The sequence below is a fragment of the Intestinimonas massiliensis (ex Afouda et al. 2020) genome (genome assembly GCF_900626285.1).
Classification (GTDB): Bacteria; Bacillota; Clostridia; order Oscillospirales; family Oscillospiraceae; genus Flavonifractor; species Flavonifractor massiliensis_A.
Genome location: NZ_LR131148.1, coordinates 352,109 through 364,790 on the forward strand (window position 1 = coordinate 352,109; position 12,682 = coordinate 364,790).

A 12,682-nucleotide genomic window follows, 5' to 3' on the forward strand; every position below is an offset into this window, starting at 1 on the left:
AAATCAAAGGAGCATGCGCAATTTCAACACATCTTCTTCCATCCAGACTTCGCGCCTCGCTGTGCGCGTCACTGTCGGTCCCGGAGTTCCACCGGGTCGGCCCGAAGGCTCGCGGACTATACCGCCGATCGGGATTTTCACCCTGCCCTGAAGACATCTCATTCAGTTGTTCCAACCATATTATACACAAGCCTGTCAGAAATGCAACCCCTAAATGGGACTTTACAGAAAAACAAATGTTCGATAAATCGTTGACTTGTCCCTCTGGATATAATACAATGAAACCACTGAATTTACTTTGCTTGGATGGGAGGCGGCGGACATGGATCGGGAGACCACCTGCAGCTTTACCGGCCATCGGCCGGAGAAGCTGCCCTGGAGGGACAACGAGGCCGATCCCCGGTGCGTGGCGCTGAAGGCGCGGCTGGATGAAGCGGTGGAGGAGGCATACGAGCGGGGCATGCGGCACTTTATGTGCGGCATGGCCCGGGGGGCAGACTTTTATTTCTGTGAGGCGGTGTTCAAGCTGCGGGACCGGTACCCCGACGTGACGCTGGAGGCGGTGATCCCCTGTGAAGAGCAGGCCGCCCGGTGGCGGGAGCGGGAGCGGGAGCGGTACTTCACGCTGGTGGAGCAATGCGACCAGGAGACCATGGTCCAGCGGCACTATGACAAGGGCTGCATGCTCCGCCGCAACCGCTATATGGTGGACCGCTCCGCCCTGCTCATCGCCGTGTATGACGGGATGCTGGGCGGCACCATGTATACCCTGACCTACGCCATGCGGCAGGGGCTGGATGTGAAGATCTTGGATCTGTAAGGAGAACGGGCCCATCCGGAGGGATGGGCCCGTTCTGTGCTGTCAGCTGCGGCAGCAGCCTTTCGGAGCCGGGCAGCAGTCGTGGGAGGGAGTGGGATCGTTGGGGGGGAAGAACTCGTTGACGGGGAACTTCACGTGGCGGAACATCTCGCAGGGATCCTCCTCGTTGCCGCCGCAGGCGCACTCCTTCTCGGGCATGCAGTAGTCGTACACCGGCATGAGGAGCTGGGAATCCCGCTCCAGACGGATGATGGAGAACTGACCCAGGGTGACGTAGATGCGCTTGTTGTCGCCGCCGAAGCACAGGTCGCTGCCGAAGCAGGAGCAGATGCAGGGGGGCACCTCGGAGAGGGCGCAGTCGCAGGGGTGGCACTCGCACACGTCCACCAGCTTCATGTTGAGCACGATGGGGTCCACCACCTCCACCACCGCGGTGGGGAGATTGGTCTTGCGCAGGCTCTGCTCATCCAGGCCGTCCACCGACAGCTCGGAGGAGAACACCTTGGCGCTGCCCTCGCTGCCGAACAGGATGACCCGCTTGTCAAAGACGCACAGGCCGCACACCTCCACCGGCCGGGCGGCGCCCACGAAGGCGTCGGCGGTGACCTTGTAGAAGTAGCGCACATCCACGGTGTAGAAGCCCCGGTGGAAGCTCACCGGCTCCACGTCGATGTAAACATACAGCAGCTCGGCGCTGCCGGCCTTGATGCTGACGGCCCGCTCAATGGCGGCCTGGGAGTTCTGGGTGGGGTAGAAGCGAAGATCTTCGATACAATCCTTATCGGAAGATACCGCACCTTATAGATAGAAAAAAACTCTCCTTCAGAAGAGTTTCAGGTCGAATCTCAGCTGAAAGTCGGTGGGCGCGGTTTTCTTCTCTTTTTCATACCATACGGTGTCCAGAACGCTCTTCAGCATGGCGTTGCGGCCGGCGGCGTCGGCGGCGTCATAGGCGTCCAGCACCGCCCGGATCTTCCTGGCCAGGGAGGCGGGGTCAGCCAGCCTGACCTGCTCTATGGTGCGCTCGGTCTCCCGCTGCCGGCGCTCCAGACCGGCGATCTTCTCCTTCACCGCCGCCATCCGCTCCCGGAAGGTGGGCAGGTCGTACTCCTCCAGCTCCAGCAGCTCGTACAGCCGGTTCTTCTGCCGCTGGGCGGCTACAAGCTCCTTCTTGATGGCCTCCAGGGTGCTGTCCAGTACCGAGGTATCCCGGCCGGCTCCGGTCTGCTGCTCCAGCTCCATCCGGGCCAGGGTCTCCTCCAGGTAGGAGAGGATGCGCCCTTCCACCAGTTCAAACTTGGTGGAGGCGCAGCACCCGGGCCGGGTGCAGAGCAGGTAGGGGGTGCCCTTCATGGTCAGGCGCTGCATATGCTGCCCGCAGTTGGCGCACAGCACCAGCCCCGCCAGGGAGCTGCGCACCGTGCCGTCCCGCTTGGAGGGGACATACCGCCCCGCCAGAATGGCCTGCACCTGGTCGTAGGTCTCCTGGGACACGATGGCCGGGTGCATCCCGTCCACGATGGTCCACTGATCCCGGGGATTGCAGATGGTGATGTGCTTGGGGTTGCCCTTGGCCCCCTTGCGGATGTGGGTCTTCTGATCCCACACGATCTTGCCGGCAAAGGTGGGGTTGCGGAGGATATGGGCCACGCTGTTCCGGCTGAACTCCGCCGAGCGGTGAGGCCTGGCCCCCAGGGAATTAACGTACCGGGCGATGGACACGCAGCCGTAGCCCTGGAGATAGAGGTCATACATCATCCGCACAAACTTGGCCTCCGGCTCGTAGATCTCCAGGGTGGGCTTCCGGTCCACCGTCACCTTCCGGTAGCCGTAGGGGGCGTTGGCCACATAGCAGCCGTCCTGGATGGTCTGCTTCAGCCCCCGGCGCAGCCGCTTGTTGATGATCTTGTACTCCCGGCGGCTCATGAAGGTCTTGAACTCCGCCATCTCGTCGTCCAGGTCGTCGGACAGGTCGTAGGTCTTTTCCGGGGTGACGATCAGGGTGCCGGAATCCCGGAAGGCGTCCAGGATGATGCCCTGGTCCTTCATCCGACCGCGGGAGAGCCGGTCCAGATCCATCACCAGCACCGCGTCATACCGGCCATCCTCCACGTCCTCCAGCAGGCGCAGCATCTCCGGACGGGCGTACAGGCTCTCCCCACTGACCACTTCGTAGTAGGTCTCAATGATGTGGATGCCGTGGGCGGCGGCGAAGGAAGCCAGAGCCTTCCGGTGCTTGGCCAGTACCTCCTCGGTGTCCATGCCCTCCTCCATCCGGGATTTGCGGAGGTATTGCGCTGCGTCCATGTCTGTCACCTGCCTTTTCTGGCACAAATGTTCGATTTCTGGCGGTTTAAGAGGCCGGGGCGTAAGCCCCGGCTCTTTTGTGCGTTCCGTGCCGCTGGTCAGGAGGGCGGATGGCAGACTTTACAGGCTGAATAGCCGTGAGCCTGAGCATCTTCCGCGCTGGAAAACCAGATCGCATTGGCGTCGGTAATCTTTTTGGCATGGCGGCAGGAAGGGTAATGGTATTTGTCAGATTCCACGCTGCCGATAAATACGCCCATTGACTGTTCCTGTGCAGGAGTGGGAGCGGGTGTTGGCTTGGGCGTAGGCTTGGGCGTAGGCGTAGGCTTGGGCGTAGGCGTAGGCGTAGGTGTAGGTGTGGGTGTGGGCGTGGGTGTCGGCGTAGGTGTAGGTGTGGGCGTGGGTGTCGGTGTTGGTGCTGCTTCACTCGAGGGATCGGGAGAAGCGGTCGTTACAACGGCAGGCGGCGTATCACTGGGCTGAGTGCTTTCCGGATTACATGCACTCATGATGCCGCCGATCAATGCCAACACAATGAGAACGATAATAATTGTTCGCATTGGCTTTTGGGGCTTGTTCGTTTTCCTTCTTGCCATGTTGTTCGCCTTCTATGTTCCGGTTTTTTGGAGAAATTCTTAATAGTCCTCACATAAGTACCAATCAATATCCCGCGGCAGTGGCGCCATACTCGGCCTGCTCTGCCGTGAAACCTTCAAACTCCAGCTGATCGATCAGCTGAGACCGGGAGAAAGACATGAGATCCAGGTATGACTGTGCTTTTAAAGCTGCCTGCTCCTTCCAGTCTGCCCCGCAGGCATCGACGCCATAGGTGGCTTCCTCTGTCGTGAAGCCCTCAAACTCCAATTGGTCAATCAAGCCGGAGTAAGAAAATGCGGTGGTATCCAAGTAATCGAGCGCTTTTCCGGCAGCCTGTTCCTTCCAGTCTGCCCCACAATTATCTACGGCAAAAGCAGCTTCTTCGGTGGTATATCCTTCAAACTCTAACTGATCGATCAGGCCGGTCCGGGAGAAATGCATGAGGGAAAGGTAACTATTCGCCTGGCCAAGTGCATTTTTTTGGCCCATGGTAAGGGATGCATCAGCATTTGGCGTAGGTACTTCTTCCGCCTGAACTTGCTGTGACGGTTCTGTGGAGACGAGGCCTTCCGTGGCTGTGTCCGCCGCCGGAGCCGATCCGGAAACGTCATTGTCTGTGGTTGAGGAACAAGAGGCCAGTACAAACAGCAGGAGCACCAGAGATAAAATTGCCGAGGCTTTTTTCATCATATGTATCCTCCCTCTCTCAAAGTGTACAAATCAGACACTTTTTATAAATTATACCATACAACCGGAGAAAGGACAATCTGAGAAGAGGAAAAATCTTGAAACTGAAAAAACTGCGGGAGGCAAGGGGGATGACGCAGCAGGTGGCTGATGCCGTCCATTTTACCCCGATGAGGCGGAGATCACCATGCCGGATGAGACCCGGAATGCCGCAAGGCCGCCGGACCGACACAGGAAGCGGCCGCTCTGCGGCCGGGAATATCTGCGGAAAGTGTACGTGCTTATGAAACTGGCCGGCGGGTACCGCCCAATAAGATAGCGGAGCTGATGGTGCTCCTGTACAGCAGTGTGGTGCCGGAGGTACGGCCCAAGTCTGTCCTGGAGCTGCGCTGCGCCCGGGAATCCACATAGGACAGCCATGGGGGCGCATACAACAAAATGAGGGAGGTGCGGTACATATGCGGGATTTGAAGATCGAGCCTGTGGAGGAGCTGGTGGTCACCACCAAGATCATCCATGAAAAGATCGGCCGGCATGAGGTGGACACCGTCATGACCCGCCGGAAGGGGCTGCACTGGCTGACTGCGATGTCGGGGGAGCGGGTGCTGGTGGACGAGAGCGCCACGATGGATTCCGGAAAGCTGGGCACCACTCTGTGCTTCACACCGCACCAGGACGTCGAGGTCAGTGAGGAGGAGCGGGCCGCCAACCGGGAGCGGATCAAAAAGGCGGCCATCAAGGCCATGATGGACCAGGGGATCTGGTAGGAGGATCGCCATGAGAGAGCAAAAAGAGAGGCCCCGCTGTCTGCGGGCACAGACAGCAGGGCCGGACAATGGTTTCGTGCACGGAAATCATAATTCTGATGCCGCAAACAGTCTGAATGTTCAAGGGGGCGGGGGGCCGTGACAGAATATCATTTCAATGCCGAGCTGGCCCGGCGTTACGGCGTGAATGGGGCCATCTTCCTGCACGCAATGGCCTTCTGGATCGCCAAGAACCAGGCCAACGGGCGGCACTTCCACGAGGGCCGTACCTGGACGTACAACACCCTGGAGGCCCTGGCCGAGCGGTTCCCGTTCTGGACCCGCCGGCAGGTGGAGCGGATCGTGGCAAAGCTGAAGGAGGACGGGGGACTGCTTACCGGCAACTTCAGTCAGGACAAGACCGACCGGACCGTGTGGTATGCCCTGGCGGACAGCGTGCTGGAGGTGTACGGGCTTCTTGCGCCTCCCATTTCACCAAGCAGTGAAATGCATTTCACCGAATCGGGACAACCATTTCACCGGACGGGGAAATGTAATAAGGAAACAGTTACTGACCAGTTAAATATACCCCCTATAGTCCCCCACGGGGACAAGCCTGCCCCGGTGGACCGGCAGGAACTGCTTTTTGAGCGGTTCTGGTCGGTCTACCCGCCCCGGCAGGGAAAGCGGGGCGGGAAGAAGGCGGCCCGGAAAGCGTGGGACAAGCTCAAGCCGGACCCGGCCCTATGCCGCCGGATGGCGGCGGCGCTGGAGCGGGACAAGCAGTCTCCCCAGTGGCAGGAGGAAAACGGAAAGTTTATCCCCATGGCCTCCAACTGGCTCAATGCCAGGGCCTGGGAGGACGAGTACATAACCCCGCCGGAGCAGCCGCCGCCCGGAATGGCCGCCCGTGAGGAGGTGCCCACATGGTGAGCCTGGATCTCAAAGACCGCCTGTCCAATCAGGAGGCGGTGGTGGGCGCGCTGCTCATTGAGGACAAGCTGATCGGGCCGGTGCTCAGCAAGGTGTCGGAGCGGGACTTCCTGGACAGTACCTACCGGCAGATCTTTCAGGCCATCCGGGCCCAGTTCGTCAGCGGCAAGCCGGTGGACCCGGTGACCGTTCTGGACAGGCTGGGCGGGGGAGAGAACTGGGGCAAGCTGCTCCTCCAGATCATGGAGGATGTGCCCACGGCCGCGAACATCTGGGAGTATGTGCCCCGGATGCAGGAGCAGGCCCGGGTGGTGCAGGGCCGGGAGATCGCACAGAGCATGGCAGAGGCCCGGGACATGGAGGAGCTCCGCCGGGGTCTGGACAAGCTCCAGGCCCTCACCGTGGAGCGCCAGGATGTGCGGCGGATGAACATGGAGCAGATGCTGCAATCCTTCTGGCAGCGGCACACCACGCCCCACCGGTATCTGACCTGGGGCCTGTCCAAGCTGGACGAGCAGCTCTTTGCCGACCTGGGGGACATGGTGGTGCTGGGGGGCTACCCCTCCGCCGGCAAGACGGCTCTGGCGGTGTCCTTCGCCTACCACCAGAGCGAGGCCAAGCGGGTGGGGTTCTACTCCCTGGAGACCAGCCGCTACAAGCTGGCCGACCGGCTGATCTCCAACATGGCGGGCATTGAGATGGCCGCCATCAAACGGGGGGCACTCACAGAGGGGGAATGGGCCCAGGCGGCCGACGCGGCGCCCAGGATCCTCAAGCACCAGCTGGAGCTGATCGACGCCTCCGGCATGACGGCCAGTGACATCCGGGCAGATGCCCTGGCCAACCGGTACCAGATCGTCTATGTGGATTACCTCCAGATCGTGGAGCCGGAGCCCCGGAAGGCCAACCGTACGGAGCAGGTATCCGCCATCAGCCGGACCTTTCAGCAGATGGCCCACGGAAACGGCATCCTGGTGGTAGCCCTGTCCCAGCTGACACGGTCGGAAAAGACCAAGGACGAGGGCAGGTACATCGAGCCCACCATGAGCGATCTGCGGGAATCCGGGCAGATCGAGCAGGACGCCGACGCCATTCTGCTGCTCTACCTGGAGGACCCGTCCAAGCCCAACGAGAGCCGCCGGGTGCTCAAGCTGGCCAAGAACAAGGACGGAGAGCGGGGACGGATGTACCTCACCTTTGACGGGGCCTATCAGCGCTTCCGCCAGTCCGTGGTGCCCCAGGCGGCCCCCTTTAAGCGGCCCAGGCAGTACAAGCAGGCGAGCTTTGCCGAGCGCTTCTGGGAGGGGATCTATGACGACGATCCCGACGATCCTTCGGCGCCGCAGCCCGGTGGTGGAGGATTCGGCGGCCTGCCTCCGGGAGAAGGCCCGGCGGTCTCCGGCGGAACTGATGGAAGGGGATAGGCGGTAAAAACAGAAAACCGCCCCTCAGCGGGGCGGCGATCGTAACAGCAAACAAGATCAGGCAAACGGCGGAAAGCCAAAGCAGCCAAAGAAAGCTGCGGCTGGTCCTCCGAAAACGGTAAGAGAAGCGGCTCATACGGGCGTTGATGGCCTCCAATTCGCTGCGTTTTTCCTCCAGCTGGCGTTCCAGGTCAGCCAGAGGGGAACCGGCGGCCGGGTTTCCGTTGGAATCCCGTTGAGAGAACAGGTCGGGAAGTCAAGATTGGGCGTGGCAGGAAATGCGGGGCGCCCGGCAGAGGGCCGGGGCATGATAAAAAAGTACCGCCCACGATAGGGCGGTACGGTGGCGTGTGGGCTACAGATCTTCAAGATCGGCTGCGGGAAGGTCGTTCTCCACGTTGTCCCGGGCCAGGTCGGTATCCAGCTCCGGGTAGGCATCGGATGGGATGGGCTTTTCGTGGCAGACCTTCATGTGAGGGCCGGAAGTGCCGGCGATGATGGGGTTCGCTTTTTCCTTCCCGTGCCTGGCCCTGCCCTGGAGCTCGGGAACGGGGGCCTGGTCATTGCGGGGCTGGGTATGGGTCCGATCGGGACGTGCCATGCCTTGTTTGGCCATAGGATCACCTCAATGCCTGTGTTTAAAACAGTTTCTTGACCTCATCCGCCGCACGCTGGAGTTCCTCCAGGGTAGCGGGCTGCTGCTTGCGGGCGCGGATCTGAGCCTGGATATAGCCGGGTAACTGGGAGAAGTAGGCCTCCATGGCCGGATCTGCTGTCAGGTTGGCGTATCTGTCACTGTAAGTGGGTTCCATCAAATCACCTCCGATAATAGCATGCCCATGGAGGGTGCACATATTAAAAAGGAGAAAAAATAAATGGGAAATAAAATTTGAGGGGGTGACCGGGTCAGTTACGGTTCAGACCGCCGGCCGATTGTGTGAGGCGAAGAAAGGGGACAGACACTGGAACAGCGCGTAGGTGCGCTGGAGCGGGCTTTTGCCCCGCCGCAAGGGGACTGAAAAGCGTGAGTGGCTGTGCCGTTGTATGGCTTCGTCCAACTTCAGTTCAATGTACCGCAGTAATGAGGCGTGGGTGAACTGCCTGTGTCCCACTGTCTGACCGGTAGATAGGCAAATTCAGAATGGGGTGATAAAGTGATAGCATTTTCGAGCTGGCACATTGATGTGAATGGAGAACCACTTGCGAGACAGTATGACAACCTGACCCGGGAGCTGCGCATAGAGGGAGATATCCCGGCGGGGTGGAGCTGGGACCTGCTGGTGCAGGCGGAAGACAACTTTAATGTAATCGCACTCTCCGACCTGGGGAACGGAGCCCTGTCGGTCACGCTGACCAGGGAGATGCTGGCCCTGTCCGGGTACTATACCATGCAGCTCAGGGCCTCTCGGGGAGAAATTGTACGTCACACCAATATAATTCGGGTGTTCATCCCTGAGAGTATGTCCGGAGATGTGCAGTGGCCCGAAGTGCCGTCAGAATTTAGCCAGATTGAGGCCTCGATCAGATCGCTCAGCGAACATCCGCCCACCATGGTCAGTGAAAGTGAATTTTGGTTTGTATGGGACCATGAATCGAATCAATACATCGAATCTGACCTGCCGCTTCCCAAGGGCCCCCAGGGCCCCCAGGGCCCCCAGGGTCCGAAGGGCGACCAGGGCGACCCCGGTGAGCAGGGTCCCCAGGGCCCGAAGGGCGACCAGGGCGTCCCCGGTGAGCAGGGACCCCAGGGCCCGAAAGGCGACCAGGGCGATCCCGGTGAACAGGGACCCCAGGGTCCGAAGGGCGACCAGGGCGTCCCCGGTGAGCAGGGTCCCCAGGGCCCGAAGGGCGACCAGGGCGATCCCGGTGAACAGGGTCCCCAGGGTCCCAAGGGCGACCAGGGCGATCCCGGTGAGCAGGGACCCCAGGGCCCGAAGGGCGACCAGGGCGTCCCCGGTGAGCAGGGACCCCAGGGCCCCAAGGGCGACCAGGGCGTCCCCGGTGAGCAGGGACCCCAGGGCCCGAAAGGTGACCAGGGCGATCCCGGTGAGCAGGGACCCCAGGGCCCGAAGGGGGACCAGGGAGAACCCGGCCAAGATGGAAAGACTGCCTACCAATCCGCGGTAGATGGGGGCTATACTGGGACGGAGCCGGAGTTCAACGGGCTGCTGGCCAGTTCGACCACAAAGGAGTATGTAGATGCCGCAATCTTTGGCGCAATGGGGGCGAGTTACTGATGAACGAAAAGTTTATAGACCAATTGTGCGAAATAATTGCAAAAATTAGCGGCAGCCAACTTGCGGAGCAGGCACGTTTCGTGCTGCAGAAGATATCATTTTCCGCTTCGGACGCATCCTTTGCAAAAGGAATCAGCTATCTGGAGGAAGCGGCCGCGTCTGCCGAGAAGTATGGGATGTCTCTGCCGGTCACAGCATATTCAGCGGATTTTTTCAGTGCGGCAGAAGGTTTCATTACGCAGGCAGGCAATCAGCTTGGATTTATGACCATGACCGAAAGCGGAAAAATCTATCCCATGACCGGGATCTACTGGATGACCGCCAACGGGACAGACACCTTTTACGTCGTTAAAATAGAGGAGCATGACAGCTTGACAGCCTTGTTTGCCGACATCGCAGACGCTATCCGGTCTGTGTCCGGCGGCACCGATCCCATCGTGGCGGACCGGTTCCCGGATGCGATCCGAAAACTGGGGTCCGGGCAACAGGAGGTGATTGTATGAAGTGTATGGCATCTATTCCGCTGGAACGGATCAGCCGGCTGTCTATTGCAGTGACTAACTGCCGCAGGACCTTGGAGCAGGTCAAAGCGGAGACCGGCGCAGACTATATCCTCAACGGCGGCATGTGGAACGGTGACGGCTCACCCTGTAGGGGGCTGAAGGTGGCCGGCAAGCTGCTGTCTGCCACCCCTTGGGGAGATCTGGCGGGCTATGGCTGGGACACGCCGCAGGATCTTACCCAGACCACAGCATGGCAGGAATTCGACAATTATATCGCCACCTCTCCGTTGATCGTGGACGGCAAGCGGTTGGCAAAACTGCCCTACGACAGCGCCCAGGGCGGAGCCCGGCCCCGGAGCGCCATGGGCATCGTGGGCAGCTCACTGCTCCTGTACTGCACCAATTCCGCCATGACGCCGGAGCAGCTCAGTGACGAGCTGGCCGACCGGGGATGCAGCTCGGCCATGATGCTGGACAGCGGCACCTCCAGCCAGTGCGACTTTGACGGGGATCAGATCCAGGGAGGAAAACGGCCTCACAACTGGATCTGTGTGTGGGTCAAAAAAGAGGCGGCACCTGAGCCGCCGGAAAGCGAGGAGAGTATGGGAAAGTACAGAGTGACCCCATCCGTGGGCCTGAACATCCGCAGCGGCCCCGGGACAAACTACGACAAGGCGGGCGCCTATTCCTGCGGCACTGTGGTGGAGATCCTGGCCATCCAGGAGGGCTGGGGGCAGACCGGCAAGGGGTGGGTGTCCATGGCCTATCTGGAGCCTGTGGAGGCCGTCCAGCGGGTCACGGATACCGGCATAGTCATCCAGGTGGACTGCATCCCCAAGGGCCGGAAAAACCGGCCCGGCGGAACGAATCCGGATGACGCGATCACCATTCATGAGACAGGCAACGATGCCAAGGGGGCGGACGCCGCCGCTCATGCCTCCTGGCTCAAGAGTGACGATGCGGCCGGGAAGTACATCAGCTACCACTACACCGTGGATGACCACGCCATTGTCCAGCACCTGCCGGACAGTGAGACATCCTATCACGCTGGTGATGGCGCCAACGGACCCGGCAATACCACCAGCATCGGCATCGAGATCTGTGTCAACGAGGACGGGGACTTTGAGCGGGCCAAGGCCAACGCGGCTTCCCTGGTGCGCCTGCTGATGGCGGAGCATGGCATCCCGCTGGACAAGGTGGTGCAGCACAACCACTGGAACGGCAAGGACTGCCCCAAGACCATCCGGGCCACCCCAGGCGGCTGGGAGGCCTTCCTGGACCTGTGCGATCCGGAGCAGACTGAGCTGGAGGCAGCTGTGGATACCCTGGCCGAGGCCGGGGTGCTGACTGCCGTGGACTACTGGAAGGGAGATTCCTACTCCAGCAGCAACGTCCACGCCCTGATCAAGAGCATGGCCGCCTATGTGCGGGGAAAGTGAGGGGATGGACATGGAGCACATCAATGCCTTTAAAGCGGCCGTCGCCGCTATCTGCGCTGCCCTGACCGCCCTGTGGGGCTGGTTCGGCTGGGTGGTAGTGGCCTGGGTATGCTTCATGGTGATCGACTATATCACCGGCTCTGCTGCCGCTCTGCGGGCAGGGGAGTGGTCCAGCAAAAGTGCCCGGGACGGCATCTGGCACAAGCTGGGCAGTATCGTGGCCGTCATCGTGGCAGCCGTTCTGGATGTGGTGATCGGCCACCTGCTGGCAAACGTGCCCGGCGTGGAGCTGCCCTTTACCTACACTGTGCTGCTTGGCCCCCTGGTGGTGGTATGGTACATCCTAACCGAGGCGGGCTCAATTATTGAGAACGCCGGCGCCCTGGGTGCCCCCATCCCCGCGTGGCTGACCAAGATGATCGCCGCCCTGGAATCCAAAGTGGATGATGCAGGGGATGCCGTGTCAGGAAAAGAAAAGTGAATATAAAAGACGCCATATCTTCCTCTTTGCAGGAATCGTAGATCTTCTTAGTGTGTATGCAGACGGCCTCCCGGATACAAGCGGTATCCTGCACGGGGCCGGGCATAACCTTCTCAGGCATTGCAATACCTCCTAGCAGATATTGAAAGGGAAACCCTTCCGCTCCATTCTATGTGCGCCCGGCCGGTTGGTGCCCGAAGGAAGTCAAAAAGAGGGACGGCCGCAGCCGCCCCTCTTTTTATCAAAGAAACTATGAGACGGCCCGGCGCCTGTTTGCTGTCAATTCTTGTTTTCGGAGTGGTAGACCTTCATGTGAGGGCCGGAGGTACCGGCGATGATGGGATTTGCCTTTTCCTTCCCCTGCTTGGCTCTGCCCTGGAGTTCAGGAACGGGAGCAAGCTCATTGCGGGGCTGGGTGTGGGTCCGGTCCGGACGCGCCATGCCTTGTTTGGCCATAGAATCACCTCAACAGGCAGTATTCCCCGGGAAAGCGAAAACGATTCGGTTC

General features: G+C 60.5%; 15 protein-coding genes, 1 pseudogene and 1 riboswitch. Of the genes and pseudogenes, 8 read left to right on the forward strand and 8 right to left on the reverse strand.

Going from position 1 to position 12,682, the window contains the following annotated elements:
* Positions 1-26: 26 nt before the first annotated feature.
* Positions 27-159, reverse strand: a riboswitch (FMN riboswitch).
* Between the two features lie 163 nt (positions 160-322).
* The gene (locus tag E0E41_RS17630) at positions 323-820 is read left to right on the forward strand and encodes an SLOG family protein (RefSeq protein ID WP_130871183.1); all 498 of its coding nucleotides are present in this window, start codon (positions 323-325) and stop codon (positions 818-820) included.
* Between the two features lie 42 nt (positions 821-862).
* Here E0E41_RS17630 and E0E41_RS17635 read toward each other — a convergent pair whose 3' ends face one another.
* The 4 genes from E0E41_RS17635 to E0E41_RS17650 all read right to left on the reverse strand — a co-directional run bounded on the left by E0E41_RS17635 (position 863) and on the right by E0E41_RS17650 (position 4,414).
* Positions 863-1,477 (reverse strand): hypothetical protein, encoded by a 615-nt coding sequence (locus E0E41_RS17635; RefSeq protein WP_242623867.1) that lies wholly within the window; start codon positions 1,475-1,477, stop codon positions 863-865.
* A gap of 165 nt (positions 1,478-1,642) precedes the next feature.
* Positions 1,643-3,127: a recombinase family protein gene (locus tag E0E41_RS17640; RefSeq protein WP_130871185.1), complete on the reverse strand. Its 1,485-nt coding sequence runs from the start codon at positions 3,125-3,127 to the stop codon at positions 1,643-1,645.
* A gap of 98 nt (positions 3,128-3,225) precedes the next feature.
* Entirely contained in the window at positions 3,226-3,387 is a 162-nt protein-coding gene (locus E0E41_RS18650) for an Ada metal-binding domain-containing protein (protein WP_165450606.1), read from the reverse strand.
* 400 nt (positions 3,388-3,787) lie between these two features.
* On the reverse strand, positions 3,788-4,414 hold the full coding sequence (locus E0E41_RS17650; protein ID WP_130871187.1) for an Ltp family lipoprotein: 627 nt from the start codon (positions 4,412-4,414) through the stop codon (positions 3,788-3,790).
* Positions 4,415-4,630: 216 nt separating this feature from the next.
* On the opposite strand from E0E41_RS17650, the pseudogene E0E41_RS19325 reads away from it, so the two are divergent.
* The 4 genes and pseudogenes from E0E41_RS19325 to E0E41_RS17665 all read left to right on the forward strand — a co-directional run.
* Positions 4,631-4,822: pseudogene (locus tag E0E41_RS19325) on the forward strand (hypothetical protein); the annotation flags it as partial.
* Between the two features lie 47 nt (positions 4,823-4,869).
* A complete protein-coding gene (locus E0E41_RS17655; protein WP_130871188.1) occupies positions 4,870-5,178 on the forward strand; it encodes a hypothetical protein in 309 nt (102 codons plus the stop codon).
* 138 nt (positions 5,179-5,316) lie between these two features.
* Entirely contained in the window at positions 5,317-6,090 is a 774-nt protein-coding gene (locus tag E0E41_RS17660) for a hypothetical protein (protein ID WP_130871189.1), read from the forward strand.
* Complete coding sequence (locus tag E0E41_RS17665; protein WP_130871190.1) at positions 6,084-7,514, forward strand: replicative DNA helicase; 1,431 nt, start codon at positions 6,084-6,086, stop codon at positions 7,512-7,514. The genes E0E41_RS17660 and E0E41_RS17665 overlap by 7 nt, the downstream gene beginning before the upstream one ends.
* Before the next feature lie 355 nt (positions 7,515-7,869).
* Here E0E41_RS17665 and E0E41_RS17670 read toward each other — a convergent pair whose 3' ends face one another.
* The 3 genes from E0E41_RS17670 to E0E41_RS19330 all read right to left on the reverse strand — a co-directional run bounded on the left by E0E41_RS17670 (position 7,870) and on the right by E0E41_RS19330 (position 9,610).
* Positions 7,870-8,130: a hypothetical protein gene (locus tag E0E41_RS17670; protein ID WP_130871191.1), complete on the reverse strand. Its 261-nt coding sequence runs from the start codon at positions 8,128-8,130 to the stop codon at positions 7,870-7,872.
* A gap of 22 nt (positions 8,131-8,152) precedes the next feature.
* Positions 8,153-8,326, reverse strand: coding sequence for a hypothetical protein (locus tag E0E41_RS18655; protein WP_165450607.1), 174 nt, complete (start codon positions 8,324-8,326; stop codon positions 8,153-8,155).
* 681 nt (positions 8,327-9,007) lie between these two features.
* Positions 9,008-9,610 (reverse strand): hypothetical protein, encoded by a 603-nt coding sequence (locus tag E0E41_RS19330; RefSeq protein ID WP_242623868.1) that lies wholly within the window; start codon positions 9,608-9,610, stop codon positions 9,008-9,010.
* A gap of 140 nt (positions 9,611-9,750) precedes the next feature.
* On the opposite strand from E0E41_RS19330, the gene E0E41_RS17680 reads away from it, so the two are divergent.
* Genes E0E41_RS17680 through E0E41_RS17690 form a run of 3 tightly spaced genes read left to right on the forward strand, consistent with a single transcriptional unit; the run spans position 9,751 to position 12,174 of the window.
* On the forward strand, positions 9,751-10,254 hold the full coding sequence (locus E0E41_RS17680) for a hypothetical protein (RefSeq protein ID WP_130871192.1): 504 nt from the start codon (positions 9,751-9,753) through the stop codon (positions 10,252-10,254).
* Positions 10,251-11,693 carry an N-acetylmuramoyl-L-alanine amidase gene (locus E0E41_RS17685; RefSeq protein ID WP_130871193.1) on the forward strand — a complete coding sequence of 481 codons (1,443 nt, stop codon included), beginning with the start codon at positions 10,251-10,253 and terminating at the stop codon, positions 11,691-11,693. The genes E0E41_RS17680 and E0E41_RS17685 overlap by 4 nt, the downstream gene beginning before the upstream one ends.
* Positions 11,694-11,703: 10 nt before the next feature.
* Complete coding sequence (locus E0E41_RS17690) at positions 11,704-12,174, forward strand: phage holin family protein (protein ID WP_130871194.1); 471 nt, start codon at positions 11,704-11,706, stop codon at positions 12,172-12,174.
* A 279-nt stretch (positions 12,175-12,453) separates the two neighbouring features.
* On the opposite strand, the gene E0E41_RS18660 is transcribed toward E0E41_RS17690, so the two are convergent.
* Positions 12,454-12,630, reverse strand: a complete 177-nt coding sequence (locus E0E41_RS18660) for a hypothetical protein (protein WP_165450608.1) — start codon at positions 12,628-12,630, stop codon at positions 12,454-12,456.
* Positions 12,631-12,682: the final 52 nt, after the last annotated feature.